Below are 17,607 nucleotides of genomic sequence, written 5' to 3' on the forward strand. Positions count from 1 at the left end.
CCTCCCGCGGCGGGAGCCGCCGGTAAAGCGCGGATCAGTGCGCGCCGTGCTTCTGCCCGGCGAGGGTCATCAGCCGGTCGGTGTACGCGATGCCGATCGCCGACAGGATGAACAGGCCGTGGATGATCGCCTGCCACATCACGCCAGTGGCGGTGACCTTGGCGCAGAGTGTCGCCGCCTGTTGCAGGGCGGGCGTGCACAGCGGCAGGCCCAGCTGCCCGGCCTCGATGAAGCTCTTGAGCAGGTGGATGGACGAGATGCCGATGATCGCCATCGCCAGCTTCACCTTCAGCACGCTGGCGTTGACGTGGCTCAGCCATTCCGGCTGGTCGGGATGGCCTTCGAGGTTCATGCGCGAGACGAAGGTCTCGTAGCCGCCCACGATCACCATCACCAGCAGGTTGGAGATCATCACCACGTCGATCAGGCCGAGCACGATCAGCATGATCCCCTGCTCGCTGAGCGTATTGGCGTCGTGGATGAGGTGCCACAGCTCCTTGAGGAACAGGAACACGTACACGCCCTGGGCGACGATGAGGCCGAGGTACAGCGGCAGCTGCAGCCAGCGCGAGCTGAAGATGAGCGCGGGCAGCGGGCCGAGGCGGACGTTCTGTGAGTCGGACATGGGAAGGCCGGAAGCGGGTGCGCCGATAGCCTACCGACCGCGACCGGTCGCGCCAACCCGTGCGGAATGCAGTGTCCCGGCATCGCCGCCGCCGGTGTCGCGGCGCGCGCCTAGACTGGCCGCCCGCCCCCGCCACGGACGCCGTCATGATCGATCTGCACTACTGGCCCACGCCCAACGGCCACAAGGTCACGCTGCTGCTGGAGGAACTGGCCGAGGCCGGTGCGCCTCTGGCGTACACGATCAAGCCGGTGAACATCGGCGCCGGCGAACAGTTCAAGCCCGATTTCCTGGCGATCGCGCCGAACAACCGCATGCCCGCCATCGTCGACCACACGCCCGCCGACGGCGGCGCGCCGGTGAGCGTGTTCGAGTCCGGCGCGATCCTGCTGTATCTGGCCGAGAAGACCGGCCGCTTCCTGCCCGCCGACCTGCGCGGCCGCACCGAGACGCTGGAATGGCTGTTCTGGCAGATGGCCGGGCTCGGGCCGATGACCGGCCAGTACGGGCATTTCAACGTCTACGCGCCGGAGAAGATCGCCTACGCGATCGACCGCTACACCCGCGAGGCGCAGCGCCTGCTGGGTGTGCTCGACAAGCGCCTCGCCGGCCGCGCGTTCCTGGTCGGCGACGCCTACACCATCGCCGACATGGCCTGCTATACGTGGATCAGCCCGTATCGCACGGCGCCGATCGACCTGGAACCGTATCCCGAGGTGCGGCGCTGGCAGGCGGCGATCGCCGCGCGCCCGGCGACCGCGCGCGCCTACGCGATCACGCAGCAGGTGAACCCCGACGCCGGCAAGCCGCTGACCGACGAGCAGCGCAAGGCCTTGTTCGGTCGCTGACGTCACGCCCTCGATCGTGCTTCGTGCCTTTGTGCCCTGGGTAGAGCGGCCTTCAGGCCGCTGCTTTGTCTCCGGAAAGCCGATCAACAAGCAAAGAGCAGCGGCCTGAAGGCCGCTCTACCGAGCAAGACTGGATCGACAGGCCACCGGGACAGGCAGCCGGAACGCGTTGCGGCTAAGCTGCGGGCCTGCCGCACTCCGGGTTCCGCCATGCGCCTGTCCGCCTGTCTGCTCGCCTTCATGCTCGCCACTACCCCTGCCCTCGCCGCGCCGTCCACACCCCCGCCGCCGCAGCGGCTCACACTCGAAGCGATCACCGGCGACGCGCCACTGTCCGGGCCGACGCTGCTGAAGCCGCAGATCGCGCCGGACGGCTCGCGCATCACCTTCCTGCGCGGCAAGGAAAGCGACCGCAACAAGCTGGACCTGTGGGCCTTCGACGTCGCCTCCGGCGAGGTCGCGCGGCTGGTGGACAGCAGCGACGTGCTGCCCGGCGAGGAAGTGCTGAGCGACGCCGAGAAGGCGCGCCGCGAGCGCCAGCGCACCTCGGCGCTGTCGGGCATCGTCGATTACCAGTGGTCGCCCGATGGAAAGACCCTGCTGTTCCCGCTCGGCGGCGAGCTGTACCTGTACGACCTGTCGAAGTCGGGCAAGGCCGCGGTGCGCAAGCTGACCACGGGCACCGGCTTCGCCACCGATCCGCGGGTGTCGCCGAAGGGCGGGTTCGTCAGCTTCATCCGCGATCGCGACCTGTGGACGATCGACCTCGCGACCGGCGCCGAGATCCGCCTGACCCGCGACGGCAGCGACACCGTCGGCAATGGCGTGGCCGAATTCGTCGCCGACGAGGAGATGGATCGCCACACCGGCTACTGGTGGGCGCCGGACGATTCGGCGATCGCGTTCACGCGCATCGACGAAACCAAGGTGCCGGTGCAGAAGCGCTACGAGGTCTACCCCGACCGCACCGAAGTGGTCGAGCAGCGCTATCCGGCCGCGGGCGACACCAACGTGGCCATCCGGCTGGCGACGATCGCGCCGAAGGACGGCGCGCAGCCGCAGTGGATCGACCTCGGTGCCGAGCAGGACATCTACCTCGCCCGCGTCGTCTGGCGCGACCCGCAGCACCTCACGTTCCAGCGCCAGTCGCGCGACCAGCGCAGGCTCGAACTGATCGAGGCCGACCTCGCCGGCGGCAGGCAGCGCACGCTGGTCACCGAAACCGCCAAGACCTGGGTGCCGCTGCACGACGGCCTGCGCTTCCTGAAGGACGGCCGCTTCCTGTGGATCAGCGAGCGCAGCGGCTTCGAGCACCTGTACCTCGCCGGCGCGGACGGCAAGTCGATGAAGCCGCTGACCCGCGGCGACTGGCCGGTGGACGCGCTGCTCGCGGTCGACGAGGCGAAGGGGCTGGTCTACTTCAGCGCCGGCCGCACCGCGGACGGCAAGGCCGACGCGCGCCAGTCGCAGCTGCATGTCGTGCCGCTGGCCGGCGGCGCGATCCGCACGCTGTCGACCGAGCCGGGCATGCACAGCGCCAGCTTCGCGAAGAACGCCAGCGTCTACGTCGACAGCTGGTCGAACGCGCACACGCCGCCGCAGATCGCGCTGCACCGCGCCGACGGCAGCTTCGTCGCGAACCTGATCGACAACGATCCGGCGAAGCCCGGGCATCCCTATGCGAAATACCTCGCGGCACAGCGGCCGGTCGAATTCGGCACGCTCGTCGCCGCCGACGGCAAGACGCCGCTGCATTACGGCCTGATCAAGCCGGCGGACTTCGATCCGGCGAAGCGCTATCCGGTCGTCGTCTACGTCTACGGCGGCCCCGCCGCGCAGACCGTCACCGACAGCTGGCCGGGTCGCGGCGACCATTTCTTCAACCAGTACCTCGCGCAACAGGGCTACGTGGTGTTCACCCTCGACAACCGCGGCACGCCGCGGCGCGGTTCGGCGTTCGGCGGCGCGCTGTACGGCAGGCAGGGCACGGTGGAAGTCGACGACCAGCACGCCGGCATCGCATGGCTGCGCGCGCAGCCGTGGGTGGACGCGGCGCGCATCGGCGTCTACGGCTGGTCCAACGGCGGCTACATGACGCTGATGCTGCTGGCGAAGCGGCCCGACGACTACGCCTGCGGCGTTGCCGGCGCGCCGGTCACCGACTGGGCGCTGTACGACACGCACTACACCGAGCGCTACATGGACCTGCCGAAGGACAACGCCGGCGGCTACCACGAGGCCAGCGTGTTCTCGCACGTCGCCGGCATTCGCCCGAACGCGCTGCTGCTGATCCACGGCATGGCCGACGACAACGTGCTGTTCCTCAACTCCACGAAGCTGATCAGCGCCCTGCAGAAGCAGGCCCTGCCGTTCCAGCTGATGACCTACCCCGGCGCCAAGCACGGCCTGCGTGGCAGCGACGCGCTGCATCGCTACCGCACGACGGAGGCGTTCCTGGATCGTTGCCTGAAGCCCTGAGTCGCCCGCCAACGGAAAGGAATCCCGCGATCATGCAACCGCCGCCGCTGCCGCCACCGCAGGTCCCGTCCGGACCACCGGTCTTGCATGCCACGCCGCGACAGCGTCCGATCTGGGTCGTGCCGGTCGCCGTGGTGGCTCTGAGCGCCGCCGCGATCGCCGCGTATCCGCTGCTGCGCGGTTTCGTGGGCCTCAACCGCATGATGAGGCAGGCCTCGTCTGACTCGGACACGGCGTACGCGCAGGCCACGGCCGCGCTCGACGCATCGCCCGTGGCGCGCGCGCAACTGGGAACCCCGGTGCGATTCGAGGAGCATGGCAGCATGTTCGAATCCCCCGGACCGGACGGCCGGTACACGCGCGGCACACTGGACTTCACGGCCGCGGGCCCCAAGGGCAACGGCGACGTGGAAGCCACCGTGGCTCGTCGCGACGGCCGCTGGCAGCTCGTGCATCTGACCCTGACGATGCCGGGCCACGCGCCGGTCGATCTGGTGGCGGGCGGGGAAGCGGTGCGCTGATCCCGAACGGCCGCGCACCGCACGGACCCCATCGCGCGTCCCCACGCGTTGGCGTGTGGCATGCCCCACGGGAGTCCCGCCATGCGCCGCCGCTCGTCGTTGTCCCTGGCGCTGCTCGGCGCCCTGCTGGCGGGCGCGCCCGCGCAGGCCGCCCCACCACCACCACCGCCGAGCGCCGAAGACGCGCGCGCTTTCCTGCAGAGTTTGCTGACCCCCTCGCCCTACCGGCTGCCGCCCGCGGCGCTGGCGGGCGAGATCCGCTACCGGCTGCGATTCGCGACCCGACCCGGCACGCAACTGCCCGTGACCGGCGAACAGCGGGCGCGGGTCGAGGACGACGCCATCGTGGTGTCGGTCTGCACCGACTGCGGCGACGAACCCGCGCCGTCGCCCGAGACGCTGCAGCGCTACCTGCGCCCGAACGCGTGGGTGCGCAGCGACGATCGCACCGTGCGCGCGTTCGCCCGCGCCAATGCGCGCGGGCTGTCGGTGCGCACGCGCATGCAGACGCTCACCGCCGCCGTGCGCGCGCACATGACCGGGCCGATCGATTTCCGCCACTACGACGATGCCGCGACCGCGCTGCGCAACCGTGGCGGCGACTGCACCGAATTCGCGGTGCTGCTGGCCGCCGGCGCCCGCGCGCTGGGCATCCCGACGCGCGTCGTGCACGGGATCAGCTATTCGGGCCGGATGAGCGGCGTGCCGCACGTGTTCGCGCCGCATGCGTGGGTGCAGGCCTGGGACGGCACGCGCTGGACCAGCTACGACGCCGCGCTGGGCCGCTTCGACGCCGGCCACATCGCGCTGATGATCGGCGACGGCGATCCCGGCCTCGCCGCCACGCTCAACGGCACGATCCGCGATCTGCGCGTGGTCGATGCCGTCGGTGTCCGCCACCGCGCTGCCGGCGACGATTGAAGGCCCCGCACGCGACGACGCCGGCCCGATGCGAGGCGGGCCGGCGTCGCGGCGCACACGACGGGATCAGCGATCGCCGCCGTCGGTGATCATCGGCAGTTCCGCGACGGTGTCGTCGGTGTCGATCCACGCCACCGCCGCGGGATCGGTCACGCCGCCGACGATCAGCACCTCGTCGTCGATCGCCGGCAGCTCGGGCACGCTCGTGTCTTCGGGCACGGCGGCATCCTGCGGATCGTTCACCGCACCGATCACCAGCACGCCGTCGAGATCACGCGGCGCTTCGTGACGAATGCGGCTGCCGGTCGACGGCTGCACCGGCAACTGGGGCACGCTCGTGTCCTCCGGTGCCGCGGCATCCTGCGGATCGTTCACCGCACCGATCACCAGCACGCCGTCGAGGTCGCGCGGCGCTTCGTGACGAATGCGGCTGCCGGTCGACGGCTGCACCGGCAACACGGGCACGGTGGTGTCCTCGGGCGCCGCGGCATCCTGCGGATCGTTCACCGCACCGATCACCAGCACGCCGTCGAGGTCGCGCGGCGCTTCGTGGCGGATGCGGCTGCCGGTGGACGGCGTCGCGGGCGTGGCCTCGGTGGTGGCGGCCGGCGCGGCGGCGGGCGATTCCGCGGCGAACACGCCGGCGCTCGCCGTCGCGACGACCAGGCTGACCGCGATCGTCGCGCCGAGGCCGGCGCGCCGCGGCGCGCGGTAGGACACGCACAGCGGGCCGTCGGCAGCCGCGAACAGCGCGCGCCGGGCGTCGGCGTCGAGCGCGTCGAGGCGGTGGACGTCGCGATCGCAGCGGCTGCAATGGCCGTCGATGGCGCGCTGCTCGGCAGCGCCGAGGGGACAGGGGGTGTCGATGCGGGGCACGATGGCCATGGGCGGCTCCTCTTTGCGTGGTCGGGAAGGACGGGCGATCGCGGCAAGGCGACCACCCGTCTACCGCCAACGCGCGGTTGCGCCGCACGGGGTTGCGCGGGTCTCAGGCCCTGCGCCGCCCTGCGGGCAGACTGGCGAGCCCTGATCCCGAATGCATGACCGCCGACGCACGCCCCTCGACGCATGACCTTCGACGGTGGGCGTACCCGCCGTCGGGGCGTAGCGTTCCCGCACCTCCGTGGAGATTCGCCCGATGAGACCGACCCTGCTCGCCGCCGCGCTCGCCGGCGCCCTCGCCGTCGCGCTGTCCGCCCAGGCGGCCACGCCCACCCCCGCCGCCGCGCGCCCCGTGCCGGCATGGGTGGACACCAGCAACGCCGACGCCCGCATCCTGCTGGATGCCCAGCTGCGCTTCCAGCCCGAATCCGCCACGTTCTTCGGCGTGCCCGGCTACGACGACAAGGTCGCCGACCTCGGCCCCGACGTCGGCGCGCGCTCACGCAAGGCGGTGGACGAGGCGCGTGCCGCGCTGCGCAAGAAACTGGAGACCGAGCGCGACCCGAACGTGCGCCAGGACCTGGAGATCATGATCGGCGCCGCGACCGACACGATCGAGGCCAGCGAAGTCAACGAACGCATGGTGCTGCCGTTCATCGACGCGCCGCAGCTGGTGTTCGGCGGCATGAGCGGCCTGCTCTCCGACCAGGTGCCGGCCGATCGCCGCGCGAGGGCGCTCGCCCGCCTCAAGGCCTACGTCGGCCAGGCGCCCGGCACCACGCCGATCATGGTCCTCGCGCGCCAGCGCTACGAGGAACGCGCCGGCAACAGCGCGCTGCTGCGGCCGTCGAAGCTGGAGGTCGAGCAGGCGCTGAACAACGCCCAGACCTACGCCGCCGGCATCCGCAAGCTGTTCGACAAGTACAGGATCAAGGGTGGCGACGCCGCGCTGAAGGCCCTCGACACGCAGACCGCCGAGTTCCTGGCGTGGGCGCGCGGCACCGTGCTGCCGCAGGCACGCAACGAGACCCAGTTGCCGCGCGAGCTCTACGCGCTGCAGCTCAAGCAGGTCGGCATCGACATCCCGCCGGAAACGCTGATCGCCCGCGCCCGCCTGGAGTTCATGGAAACCCGCGCGGCGATGCAGCAGATCGCGCCGATCGTGGCCAAGGCCAAGGGCATCGACGCCACCGACTACCGCGCCGTGATCCGCGCGCTGAAGAAGGACACGATCCCGAACGACAAGCTCGAGGCGCGCTACCGCGAGGTGATCGACGCGATCGACCCGATCATCCGCCGCGAGCGCATCGTCGACGTGCCGCAGCGGCCGATGATCATGCGCCTGGGCACCGAAGCCGAGAACGCGCAGCAGCCCGCGCCGCACTTCCTGCCGGCGCCGCTGATCGGCAACACCGGCCAGCAGGGCCAGTTCGTGCTGCCGCTGGCCAACCCGGCCGCCGGCGCCGCCGACCAGTACGACGACTTCAACTTCCCGTCGGTGGCGTGGACCCTGTCCGCGCACGAAGGCCGCCCGGGCCACGAGCTGCAGTTCACCGCGATGGTCGAGCGCGGCGTGTCGCTGGCGCGCACGCTGTTCGCGTTCAACTCGGTGAACGTCGAGGGCTGGGCGCTGTACGCCGAGGCCGAGATGGTGCCGTACGAACCGGTGGACGGACAGCTGATCGCGCTGCAGTTCCGGCTGATGCGCGCCGCCCGCGCGATGCTCGACCCGATGCTCAATCTCGGCATGATCGACCGCGCCCGCGCCGAGAAGGTGCTGATGGAAGACGTGGGCCTGTCGAAGGCGATGGCGCGGCAGGAACTCGACCGCTACACCTTCAACGCCCCGGGCCAGGCCGGCGCCTATTTCTACGGCTATTCGCGCCTGCTCGAACTGCGCGCCGAAGCCGAGATGGCGCTGGGCGACCAGTTCGACCGCCTCGCCTTCAACAACTTCGTCATCGACCAGGGCATGCTGCCGCCCGACCTGCTGGCGAAGGCCGTGCGCGAGCAGTTCATCCCGGCGCAGAAGGCCAAGCGCTGAGCGATACGCGCCTCATCCGCCGCCGGACGCAGGCAGCGCCGGCGGCGGATGTTTCGGTTGCGAACCGCGCAGCGGGATCGGCGCGAAGATCGACGGATCGAGCAGCCGCAGCGCATCGCGGCAATCGAGGAACGGGTACTGGCGATTGACCGCCGGATCGGCGATGCGCTGCGTCGACAGCGTCATCGCGTCCATGCGCTGGGCGACCGTGGACGCCGGCACCGCCTGCTTCAGCGCCACCGCGCACGCCGCGACCATCGGCGCCGCCTGCGAGGTGCCACCGAAACTCGATGTGCCGCCATTGAAGCCCGGCGCCCGCACGAACGCACCGGCCGCGAACAGATCGGTCATCGCGCTGCGGTTCGAGAAGCAGGCGAGCTGTTTCGGCGCGGTCGAGGTCTCGGTGCAACCGAGGAAGGTGATCGCGCCGCCGCTGAAATCCCAGGTCGCGCCGGTCGACAGCACCGCGTGCAGGCAGGCGGGCGCACTCATCGCGTTCGCGTTGCCCTGGTTGCCGGCGGACGACGTCACCACCGCACCCAGCGCGTTGAGGTTGGCGACCGCGACCGCCAGCGCCTGCGTCCACGCTGCACTGCTGTCGCAGTCGCCCGCGAACAGCGCATCGGTGCCGATGCTGAGGTTCACCGCATCGACGTCCGGATGCTGCGCCGCGATCCAGTCCAGCGCCGACAGCGCGTCGGCGGTCGTGGAGAACCGGCCGTTGCGATCAAGCATCTTCACCGCCACCAGCGACACCGCCGGCAACGCGCCGCGCGGGGCGACCGTGCCGTCGCCACCGATGATGCCGGCGACGTTGGTGCCGTGGCCCTGGTCGTCCTCGGCCGCGCCCGCGCCGGACTGCGTCGCGGTGCCGTTCGGGCAGCAGTTGGCCGCGCAGTAGCACTGCTGGCCGACGATGCGGTTGCGGAAATCGGTGTGGTCGGTGTCGATGCCCGAGTCGATGACCGCGACCTTCATGCCGCTGCCCGCGAAACCGAGTTCCGGCAGCTGGTGCATCTGGTTGAGCACGGTGGACTCGTCGGGCGCCGACGCCATGCCGCCGGCCGCATCGACATCCACCCGTAGCACGCGCGGATCGCGCGCCAGCGCCGACAGCGTGCCCGCGTCGACCTCCATCACGATCGCCGGGATGCGCTCGAACCGGCGCAGCACGCGCGCCTGCGACCGCCGCGGCAACGCCGACAGCACGCGATCGACCTGCGCCCGCACCTTCGGATGCAGCATCGGCCGCGGTTCGGCTTCGGCAGTGCGCTTCAGCGCCGCATCGGGCGACAGCGCCGGCACCGCCACCTGCGGGCGCAGCATGACCAGCACGCGCACGCGACCTTCGGCGGCGGCCCGGCGCACGGCGGCGTCGGCGACTTTCGTGCCCGCGGCGCATGCGGGCGACGCCGCGAACAGGCACAGCATCGCGGAGAAGAAGACGATCGGAAGGCATCGGCGCATGGGCGTTCTCCGTTCGAGGCGCGACCAGGGACGCAGCATGCCATGCACGGTGCCGCCCTGCCCGTGCCATCGGCATATTGACCCGTCGCGGCACCGACGCCAGAGTGCCCGCTCCACTCACAAGGAGGTGTGTCATGGGCGTCCTCGTCCCGCTGCAGGTCGATCCGAACAACGCGGATCGTTTCCTCAATATCCAGGCCTTCGTCGACAGTCTCTTCGACGCCGACGTGCGCACGCTCGCACCGGCGCAGGCCGCGGTCGACGCCGGCGACGCCAACTTCCTGTACTGCGACGACAACAGCGCGTCGCTGATCCTGCAGAGCTGGCTGGCCGCGTGGCAGCAGTCGGTGAACGATCCCTACGATGCGCATGCATACAACCGGTGCCCGTCGAGCGACCGCACGGCCATCGCGTTCCTGGCCAGCTACATCCAGTCGCACAGCCTGAGCATGGCGGTACCGGACCTCGACGCCACCAGCAATTACTACACCATCGACGGCCACTCGCTGCGCCAGTTCAGGAACAACGGCTACAGTTGGCGGCCATTCCTCAACAGCAACGGCCACTGGAACTACGGCGAGATCTACAGCAGTGATCCGCTGCGGCTGAGCAACGGCAGCTATTCGGACGACACGGTCCTGTCGTTCCTCTACCACTTCCTGCGCGGCGCGCATTTCGTGGTGCCCTCCACCGACGGCGACCAGTCCAACGGCGACGGCTTCGGCACCTTCCTCGATGCGTTCGTGGACGCCTGCGCCTGCCAATCCACGGTCTCCAGCCACTACGCCGACCACTTCAACCTGACCTGCCAGACCTACCCGGCGATCAGCGGCGAGAGCGAACCCAGCACCAAGCCGCTGGTGATCGCCTGCATGTCCGGCGACACCACCATCAACTACACCGACAACCACCAGAACAGCTTCTTCCAGCACGAAGGCTGGCCCGCGCAGGGCCTCACCGGCGGCGATCGCCACATGGACGACTACGACAACCACAAGGCGACGCTGTGGAACTTCTCGACCTACGGCGGCTGCGCCTACAGCGAGAAACGCTGCGCCCCGCTGTTCCTCGGCCGCAGCACCTTCAGCCTGACCCTGCACAGCGACACGAAGATGCCGCACTACGACGGTGCCCGCACCAAGCAGGGCTGGATGCAGACGGACCTGATGACCTACTGATGTGGTGCGAAGGCACGACGGACACCGGCACGTTCATGGCCCGGTGTCCGCCCGCGCGGGCGCGATGGCGATGCGTTCGGACGCGGTGCGCGCACGCGTGGCCTCGCCGTACATCAGCTCGGCGGTGGCCGGCGGCGCGAGGTAGTCGCCGGCGTTGCCGACGCGGGCGAAGTAGTGCACCTCGTGTCGGCCCGGCGGCAGGAATTCCGCGTAGAACTTCGGTGCGCGCGGATCCAGCCGGCGTGTGGCGAACCAGCGGTCGCCGGGATCGGAGACCTGCTCGACGTCGACACCGGCCACGCCGGACAGCGACAGGTCCGTCGGACGCAAGCCACCCGGCACGGCATCGGTGATCGCGACGAAATACCGCGTCGCGGCGTTGTCCAGCACCAGCGTCACCCGCACCCAGTCGCCATCGCGCAGGCCGGCACCCGGCAGCGGCACCCAGCGGCCGTCGCGCAGCGTTTCATAGCGCCGCTGCAGTGCGAAGCCAATCGCGCTGGATGCGGCACGGCGCGCATCCTCGCGCCAGGCGTAGTCGACCATGAAGCTCGCCGGCGCGTCGCCTTCGATCGAGGGCGTCATCACCAGCGGCTTGCGGAAATCGCGCGCATCGATCGGCAGGTCGCTCGACGGCGCACGGGCCTCCAGCGACAGCTGCAGCCGGGCCCGATGCTCGCCCTGCGCGATGTCCAGCGTCGCGCTCGATGCACGGGCATCGAGGCCGCGCAGGGCGATCAGGCACGTGGCCGCCGCCTGCGTGTCGACGTCGGGCGCCCCGCCGGCCTGCAGATCGTTCAGGCCGGCCATCAGCCTTCGACGGGTGTTGCCATCGGCGAACGCCGGATATTCGCGCAGCAGGGCAAGCAGTTCGCATTGCTCGCGCAGGTCGGAACTCATCCAGCGATCGGCCCGGTCGGCGGCATGCAGCGACAGCGCGTCGTCGCGCCGCCGCGCCCGCGCCAGCAACACATCCACCGCCGCCTGCGCGGCCGGATGCCCGCTGGCCGCCATCGCGCGCGCGGTGGCGACCTGCGCCGTCAACGGCAAGCTCGGGAAGTGCGGCCAGAGGCGATCGACAACGTCGCGTGCCGGGGTTGACCGACTCACCGTCGCGAGGGCGAGGCGGACGCGGTCATCGGCCAAGGCATCGCCTGCCTTATCCGCGTCCCCCGTGTACCGCGCGAGGAAAGCGTCGGCGGCCGTCAGCGGCGCGTCGGGCACCGCATGGCCGAGCGTTTGCAGCAAGCGCAGCGCGCGCACGCTCCAGGCGGTCAGTGCGACGTGGGCGCCGCGCCCCTCGTCATCGAAGGCATCGGCGAAGTAGCGGAAGCTGCCATCGGGGTTCTGGAACACCGGCGCATTGCGCAAGGCGTCGTCGATGGTTGCCTGTGCGTCGGGGAAGCGGTCGCCTTCGCCGCGCTCCAGCGCGATCGCGGCCCCGACCGCCCGGCTCAGCATCTGCTCCCAGCAACGATGCGAATAGCGGTGCAATGCCCCGATCCAGCCCTGCGCCAGCGCGTCGCCGCCGGGCAGCAGGGTGATGCGTAATGTCGGGGCGGAAGCGCCACCAGGCCATGCCGGCGGGGCTAGGCGCAGCGGCGTCGCGCCCAGCCAACCGGTCTGCACGCGATGCGTCTCGATCGTCGGCGACGCCAGTTCGATCGCCTGCGCGGTGGCGTCGGCATGGTCGCCCATGCGGGCCGCCGCCACCGCCTGCAGCGTGCGCGGTGCACCGTCGGCATCGGCAGGCGCGATGGCCAGCGCGATCGCGTCCTGCCCCGCTTTCGCGAGCGACAGCGGCGCGTCGTGCGCCGCACCCAGCGCTTCCACCTGCAGCGAGGCCTCGACCGTGGCCGCGTCGCCTTCCTGGCGCACGTTGGCGACCAGCACGGCGCGATCGTCGGGGTACACGCGCGCCGGCGCCTGCAGGCGCACTTCCAGCGGCTGGCCCACCTCGAACGTCGCCTCGACCCGCTCGAAGCCCTCGCCAGCGTCGGCGGTCCACGCCACCGTGCGCCAGCGCGTGAGGTTGTCCGGCGCGACGAGCGTGATCTCGCGGCTTTCGCCCGGGGCGAGCACCAGCGTCGGCTGCCACAGCGCGGTCTCGGCGAAGGCGTCGCGCAGGCGCGCGCCGTACAGCGCACGCGCATCGGCCGAGGGCGCGAACGCGGCGACGGGCGCACGTGACAGCGACAGCACCGGATCAGGGCGTGCCCCGGCCGTCGCGAGCGCGGCCTCTCGTATACGCCCACCACCGGTGACCACGATGCTGTCCAGCTCCTGGCCGCCGGAATAGCCGAACGTGTCCGGTGGCGCCGCTGCGGTGCGCAGCGCACCGCCATCCGCTGCCGTCATGTCGAACAGCACGTCGCCGACCGACGTGAGGCCCATGGCCTCGATCCCCGCACGATCGATCGACAGCAACGGCGATGCATCCTCCGTCCGGGTGTCCTGCATGAGCACACCGTCCTCCCACGGCAGGACGATCCGGAAGCCGCAGCGGCACCAGTCGTCGAAGCCCAGCGTCGTGACGCGCCGGCGCCAGTCGATGCCGCGCGCGCCCAGCCACGCATCGCCCTGCGGATCGAAGGCGTTCCAGCGATCGCCGGCGAGCGCACGCAGGGCATCGTCGAACACGGCCAGCGCCACCGTGCGCGGCGCGGTGCCCGCATTGCGCAACCGCAGGCGGACCTGCGCTCCCGGCGCCGTGCGCGTCGTCGGCGCCTCCAGCACCAGCGTCGGGGCCGCGTCGGCACGCGGCACGTCGATCACGGCGGTCCGTGTCAGCGTGCGGGGCGCTTCGCGCAGGCCGCGCCGGTCGATGCCCGCGGGACGGCGTTCGCGGATGCGCACCGTCGCTTCGACGACACGGCGGCCGTCGGCATGCGTCGACAGCGTGAACGTGATGTCGGGGCCGTCGAGCGGGAGGATGCGACTGTCGAGCACCTCGCCGCCCGACGCCAGCACCACCCACGCGTCGGCCTGCGCGTATGGCTGCTGCAGGCGCAGGCGCACCGGCGCATCGGCGCGCGCCGGTGCCTCGACGACCGTCAGTGCCGTGGGCAGGGACGCCGGCATGCGCGCATCGTCGGCGTTCCAGACGTAGCGTTCGATCGTCGCCGGCACGGCATCGCCGCTGCGCGCGGTGAAGCGGTACACGCCGCTGCGCTTTCGCGGCACCTCGCAGGCAGCCGGCTCGCCGGCGACCAGCGTGCAGCGCGCAACCAGCTGCGGAGGCGTGGCATCGTCCTGCCCGAGCCGCTCGACGACCACCTCGACCGGCGCATCGGGCTGCGCGTGGCCCGCGGCGTCGATCACCACGGCATCGAGACGCAAGGGCGTGGTCGCGTCGAACCAAGCGGGTTCGATCTTCAGGCCGACGTAGCGATCGAACGCCGCATACCAGGCGGACGCCGGCTTGCCCGGCACCGGCTCGCGGCCGGCCAGCGTCACCTGCACGCTGGCCTCGATCCGCGCGAACGACGGCGGCGGGCGCTTGGCGTCGAACACGAACGCCACCGGCGCATCCACCTGCGCCTTGCCTTCGACATCCAGTGCCTTCCGCGCCCGCGCCGCATCGTCCGCCGCGCGCACCTCGGGCCAGGCCTCGTCACGGACGAACGTGTAGGCGGCGAAGGCCGGGTAGGCCTCCGCCGGCGAAGCCGGCATCGCGCGCAGCCGTACGTCGGACACCGGCACGCCCGCGGCCGGCCCACCCGACCAGTAGCCGGCGGCGACCCGCAGTCGCAGCGGGTCGCCGGCGCGCAGCAGCGGCGTTTCGCTGGCGGTGTCGATCCACAGGTCCTGCGAGCGGAAGGTGCCGACGAAGACGCAGGCCTGCCGGTCAGCCAGCCGCGCGTCCGCCTGCAGCAGGCAATACTCGCCGTCGATGGTCTGCGACGGCAGCACGAATTCCCCGGTGAACGCGGCTTCGGCGTCCGGCGTCACGGTCACGCGTGCGATCGGTCGAACGTCACCGGACGGCACCAATCCCAGTTCGAACGCCTTCGGCACGGCCGGCGCGAGCAGGCGTCCGCCACGCGGTTCCCGCAGCCAACCGCGGAAGCGCACGCGGTCGCCGGCCCGGTACAGCGGACGATCGGTGACCGCGAACACGCGGTCTTCCAGGGTCCGCTGCCCGAGCCCGATCACCGAAACGCCGACATCGCCCAGCGGCAGCACCGCTCGACGCGCACCGGCGGTGGCGCGCAGCACCCACGTGGGCGGGGTGGCACCGGGCTTGCGTTCGGGCAGCACGAACGTCGCCGGCAACCGCAGCGCCGCGAGGCCGTCCGCACCGATGCGGCCGCGGGCGACGACCTGCGTCGCGCCGTCCTCCGACATCTGCAGCAATTCCACCTGCGCACCGGCCATCGGACGGCTCGTGCGCCAATCCACCGCCCACGCCAGCACGACGTCGGGCGACACCTGCGCGTTCAGGTCGAACGCTGGCGCGGCGAAGTCCACCGTCGTGTCCCGACCCGTCTGCGGCCGCCAGCGCACCCAGCCGTCCTTCGCCAACGAGGCGCGGGCGGTGGTGCTGCTGTAGACGGCTTTCCGATCGCGGGTGGCGGGAAGGCCGAAACGGTTGTGCGCGGCGCGGTCGTCCAGCCGGGTTTCGACGATGTCGAGCGCCGGTGCGTTCACGAGTGCGACGATCGCGTTCCCGGGCCGGGCCAGCAGCATGCGCGAGCCGTCGGCCACGAGCGCCGGCAGCGGATCGCCGTTGCGGATCGACACCGTCACCGGTCGCGCGAACGCGGCGCCGTCGCGCGCAAGCAGCGCTTCGCCGATGACGAAAGCGATGTCCGTGTCCGGCGCATCGGCCCGAAGGATCACGGCGCTGCCCGGCTTCGCCTGCGGCTCCTTCGGTCCGACGCTGTCGTATTCCAGATCCTGCCAGCCGACCACGCGCACCGCCTTCGGCAGCATCGCGGCAAAGGCGCGTTTGCCGGCGTCGTCAAGTTGCGCGGAGAACGACAGCCGCACGTCCTCGCCCGCCAAGCACGCGAGGGCGATGCCGTCGCGGGGGTCGCGATCCTCGCCAGCATCGCGTACCCGCGAGGGGCAGGTCGCACGGCGCATCGCGAAGGCTTCGGCATGACGGAACGCCAGCAGGGCGCGTTCCTCCGTCGACGGCAACGGTCCCGCCGTCGAGACCAGCCCGGCGCGGGCATGCAGCGTGACCACGGCATCGGCCGGGAGGTCGGTCGGCAGCGAGAGGACGAACGCGGCAGGCGTGCCGTCGTCCTCGATCGACGCGGCGGTGACGGCGAGATCACGCCAGACGCGGCCGTCGGCGCGCAATTCGAGCACGCGACGCACGGCGTCGATGGTCGTCGGCGCGTTCGATCGGATCCGGATCGCGGGCACGCCGTTGGTCCACCCCGTGATCCACGCCGACAGCGCCGGCCGCGGCGTCTCCACCGTCCAGCGCAGGGCGCCGAGCGGCGTACCGTCGGCATGCCGCAGGCCACGCGCGATGCGGATCTCGATCCGCGAGGCGGGCGGCAGTGTGCGGTCGCCGTCGAGCATGCACCCGAGCGCGTGGTCGTCGGTCCAGGTGCAGGTCATCGGCAGCGCGGGCGACAGCGTGACCTCGCGCACCGGCGCGTTGTCGAGCACCGCCATGGCCCGCTCGAACTGCAGTTCGAAGCCGTCGTCCTCCAGTTCGACCTCGATGCCCGGCGGTGCCGCCATGGCCGCGCCCGCCCACGCCAGCGCCACGCAGGCGACCCATCGCATCCACATCGTCATCGTCGTTCCCCTGCGCATCGCGCCATGCTGCCCCGGCCCGGACTCCGGGACAACGCACGAGACGTCGGCGCGGGGTTGCCTCACCGCATCCGCTCGACCATCCGCCGGTGGCGGATCAGGCGGGCGTAGCGGCTGCCGAGGTCGATCCAGCAGACGTAGGCGGCTTCGCCGGCGAGGCGCCAGAGCATGGTCGGGGTGAGGCGCAGGACGGGTTCGGCGGCGCACAGTTCCCAGTCGAAGCCGAGCTGGCGGGCGAACAGGGCGCAGCGGGCGAGGTGGTAGCGGCTGCTGAGCAGGGTGACGCGGCCGCGGTGCGCGTCGGCGGCGAGCAGGCTGCGGGCGTTGCGCAGGTTCTGCAGGGTGTCGCGCGAGGTCTTCTCCAGCCGCAGCGGCGCGTCGGCGGCCACGCCTTCGGCCAGCAGTGCCTCGCGGGCGACGTCGGCCTCGGCCGGATGCCCGGGCGCGCTGCCGCCGAGCAGCACGATCGTGCGCGGCGGCTGCGTGCGCCACACGTCCGCCGCGCGGGCCACGCGCGCGGCGAAATCGGCGTCGAGGCGGCCGCCGGGCGCGTGCTTGCCGAACAGCAGCAGGGTGTCGCCATGCTCGGGCCGGATCGGCGCACGCCGTGCGATCCGCACGACATGGGCGAAATACCCGACGTACACCAGTCCCGCGCTGAGCACGCACAGCGCACCGGCGACGACGCCGGCATGCAGCACGTCGCGATCGAGCAGCAGGCGGCGGCGGTGATCCAGACGGGTCATGGACGTCGCGGCATCGGCATGGGTTTGGCAGGGAATCGGCGTGGCAGGGCCCCGGGCCACGGCGGTCAGGCGGCCAGAATAGCGCGATGCCGCGGCCGCCATGACCCGGCCACCATGAC

Annotated in this window: 11 protein-coding genes; 6 read left to right on the forward strand and 5 right to left on the reverse strand. The window is 71.4% G+C overall.

Annotated elements, in window-relative coordinates; genetic code table 11:
• Nucleotides 1-34: 34 nt before the first annotated feature.
• Entirely contained in the window at nt 35-625 is a 591-nt protein-coding gene (locus ACT53Q_RS18635) for a TIGR00645 family protein (RefSeq protein WP_476188162.1), read from the reverse strand.
• A gap of 146 nt (nt 626-771) precedes the next feature.
• On the opposite strand from ACT53Q_RS18635, the gene ACT53Q_RS18640 reads away from it, so the two are divergent.
• The 4 genes from ACT53Q_RS18640 to ACT53Q_RS18655 all read left to right on the forward strand — a co-directional run bounded on the left by ACT53Q_RS18640 (nt 772) and on the right by ACT53Q_RS18655 (nt 5,393).
• A complete protein-coding gene (locus ACT53Q_RS18640; protein WP_476188163.1) occupies nt 772-1,473 on the forward strand; it encodes a glutathione binding-like protein in 702 nt (233 codons plus the stop codon).
• Nucleotides 1,474-1,683: 210 nt separating this feature from the next.
• A complete protein-coding gene (locus ACT53Q_RS18645) occupies nt 1,684-3,951 on the forward strand; it encodes a S9 family peptidase (protein ID WP_476188164.1) in 2,268 nt (755 codons plus the stop codon).
• 32 nt (nt 3,952-3,983) lie between these two features.
• The gene (locus ACT53Q_RS18650; protein WP_476188165.1) at nt 3,984-4,472 is read left to right on the forward strand and encodes a cytochrome c oxidase assembly factor Coa1 family protein; all 489 of its coding nucleotides are present in this window, start codon (nt 3,984-3,986) and stop codon (nt 4,470-4,472) included.
• An 81-nt stretch (nt 4,473-4,553) separates the two neighbouring features.
• Nucleotides 4,554-5,393 carry a transglutaminase-like domain-containing protein gene (locus tag ACT53Q_RS18655; protein ID WP_476188166.1) on the forward strand — a complete coding sequence of 280 codons (840 nt, stop codon included), beginning with the start codon at nt 4,554-4,556 and terminating at the stop codon, nt 5,391-5,393.
• A 66-nt stretch (nt 5,394-5,459) separates the two neighbouring features.
• On the opposite strand, the gene ACT53Q_RS18660 is transcribed toward ACT53Q_RS18655, so the two are convergent.
• Nucleotides 5,460-6,278 (reverse strand): hypothetical protein, encoded by an 819-nt coding sequence (locus tag ACT53Q_RS18660; protein WP_476188167.1) that lies wholly within the window; start codon nt 6,276-6,278, stop codon nt 5,460-5,462.
• A 253-nt stretch (nt 6,279-6,531) separates the two neighbouring features.
• Here ACT53Q_RS18660 and ACT53Q_RS18665 point away from each other — a divergent pair, with 253 nt between their 5' ends.
• Complete coding sequence (locus ACT53Q_RS18665) at nt 6,532-8,319, forward strand: DUF885 domain-containing protein (RefSeq protein ID WP_476188168.1); 1,788 nt, start codon at nt 6,532-6,534, stop codon at nt 8,317-8,319.
• 12 nt (nt 8,320-8,331) lie between these two features.
• Here the strand turns inward: ACT53Q_RS18665 and ACT53Q_RS18670 are convergent, their stop codons facing one another.
• Nucleotides 8,332-9,786, reverse strand: a complete 1,455-nt coding sequence (locus ACT53Q_RS18670; protein ID WP_476188169.1) for a S8 family peptidase — start codon at nt 9,784-9,786, stop codon at nt 8,332-8,334.
• Between the two features lie 134 nt (nt 9,787-9,920).
• Here ACT53Q_RS18670 and ACT53Q_RS18675 point away from each other — a divergent pair, with 134 nt between their 5' ends.
• On the forward strand, nt 9,921-10,964 hold the full coding sequence (locus tag ACT53Q_RS18675) for a hypothetical protein (protein ID WP_476188170.1): 1,044 nt from the start codon (nt 9,921-9,923) through the stop codon (nt 10,962-10,964).
• A 33-nt stretch (nt 10,965-10,997) separates the two neighbouring features.
• On the opposite strand, the gene ACT53Q_RS18680 is transcribed toward ACT53Q_RS18675, so the two are convergent.
• Complete coding sequence (locus ACT53Q_RS18680) at nt 10,998-16,724, reverse strand: alpha-2-macroglobulin family protein (protein ID WP_476188171.1); 5,727 nt, start codon at nt 16,722-16,724, stop codon at nt 10,998-11,000.
• An 80-nt stretch (nt 16,725-16,804) separates the two neighbouring features.
• Entirely contained in the window at nt 16,805-17,488 is a 684-nt protein-coding gene (locus ACT53Q_RS18685; protein WP_476188172.1) for a YdcF family protein, read from the reverse strand.
• Between the last annotated feature and the right edge of the window lie 119 nt (nt 17,489-17,607).

The sequence above is a fragment of the Lysobacter sp. DMC97 genome (genome assembly GCF_056313745.1).

What these genes read in the sequence shown, in the direction of transcription:
- ACT53Q_RS18635 (WP_476188162.1), bottom strand. Translation starts at nt 625, where the DNA reads ATGTCCGACTCACAGAACGTCCGCCTCGGCCCGCTGCCCGCGCTCATC.
- ACT53Q_RS18640 (WP_476188163.1), top strand. Translation starts at nt 772, where the DNA reads ATGATCGATCTGCACTACTGGCCCACGCCCAACGGCCACAAGGTCACG.
- ACT53Q_RS18645 (WP_476188164.1), top strand. Translation starts at nt 1,684, where the DNA reads ATGCGCCTGTCCGCCTGTCTGCTCGCCTTCATGCTCGCCACTACCCCT.
- ACT53Q_RS18650 (WP_476188165.1), top strand. Translation starts at nt 3,984, where the DNA reads ATGCAACCGCCGCCGCTGCCGCCACCGCAGGTCCCGTCCGGACCACCG.
- ACT53Q_RS18655 (WP_476188166.1), top strand. Translation starts at nt 4,554, where the DNA reads ATGCGCCGCCGCTCGTCGTTGTCCCTGGCGCTGCTCGGCGCCCTGCTG.
- ACT53Q_RS18660 (WP_476188167.1), bottom strand. Translation starts at nt 6,278, where the DNA reads ATGGCCATCGTGCCCCGCATCGACACCCCCTGTCCCCTCGGCGCTGCC.
- ACT53Q_RS18665 (WP_476188168.1), top strand. Translation starts at nt 6,532, where the DNA reads ATGAGACCGACCCTGCTCGCCGCCGCGCTCGCCGGCGCCCTCGCCGTC.
- ACT53Q_RS18670 (WP_476188169.1), bottom strand. Translation starts at nt 9,786, where the DNA reads ATGCGCCGATGCCTTCCGATCGTCTTCTTCTCCGCGATGCTGTGCCTG.
- ACT53Q_RS18675 (WP_476188170.1), top strand. Translation starts at nt 9,921, where the DNA reads ATGGGCGTCCTCGTCCCGCTGCAGGTCGATCCGAACAACGCGGATCGT.
- ACT53Q_RS18680 (WP_476188171.1), bottom strand. Translation starts at nt 16,724, where the DNA reads ATGACGATGTGGATGCGATGGGTCGCCTGCGTGGCGCTGGCGTGGGCG.
- ACT53Q_RS18685 (WP_476188172.1), bottom strand. Translation starts at nt 17,488, where the DNA reads ATGACCCGTCTGGATCACCGCCGCCGCCTGCTGCTCGATCGCGACGTG.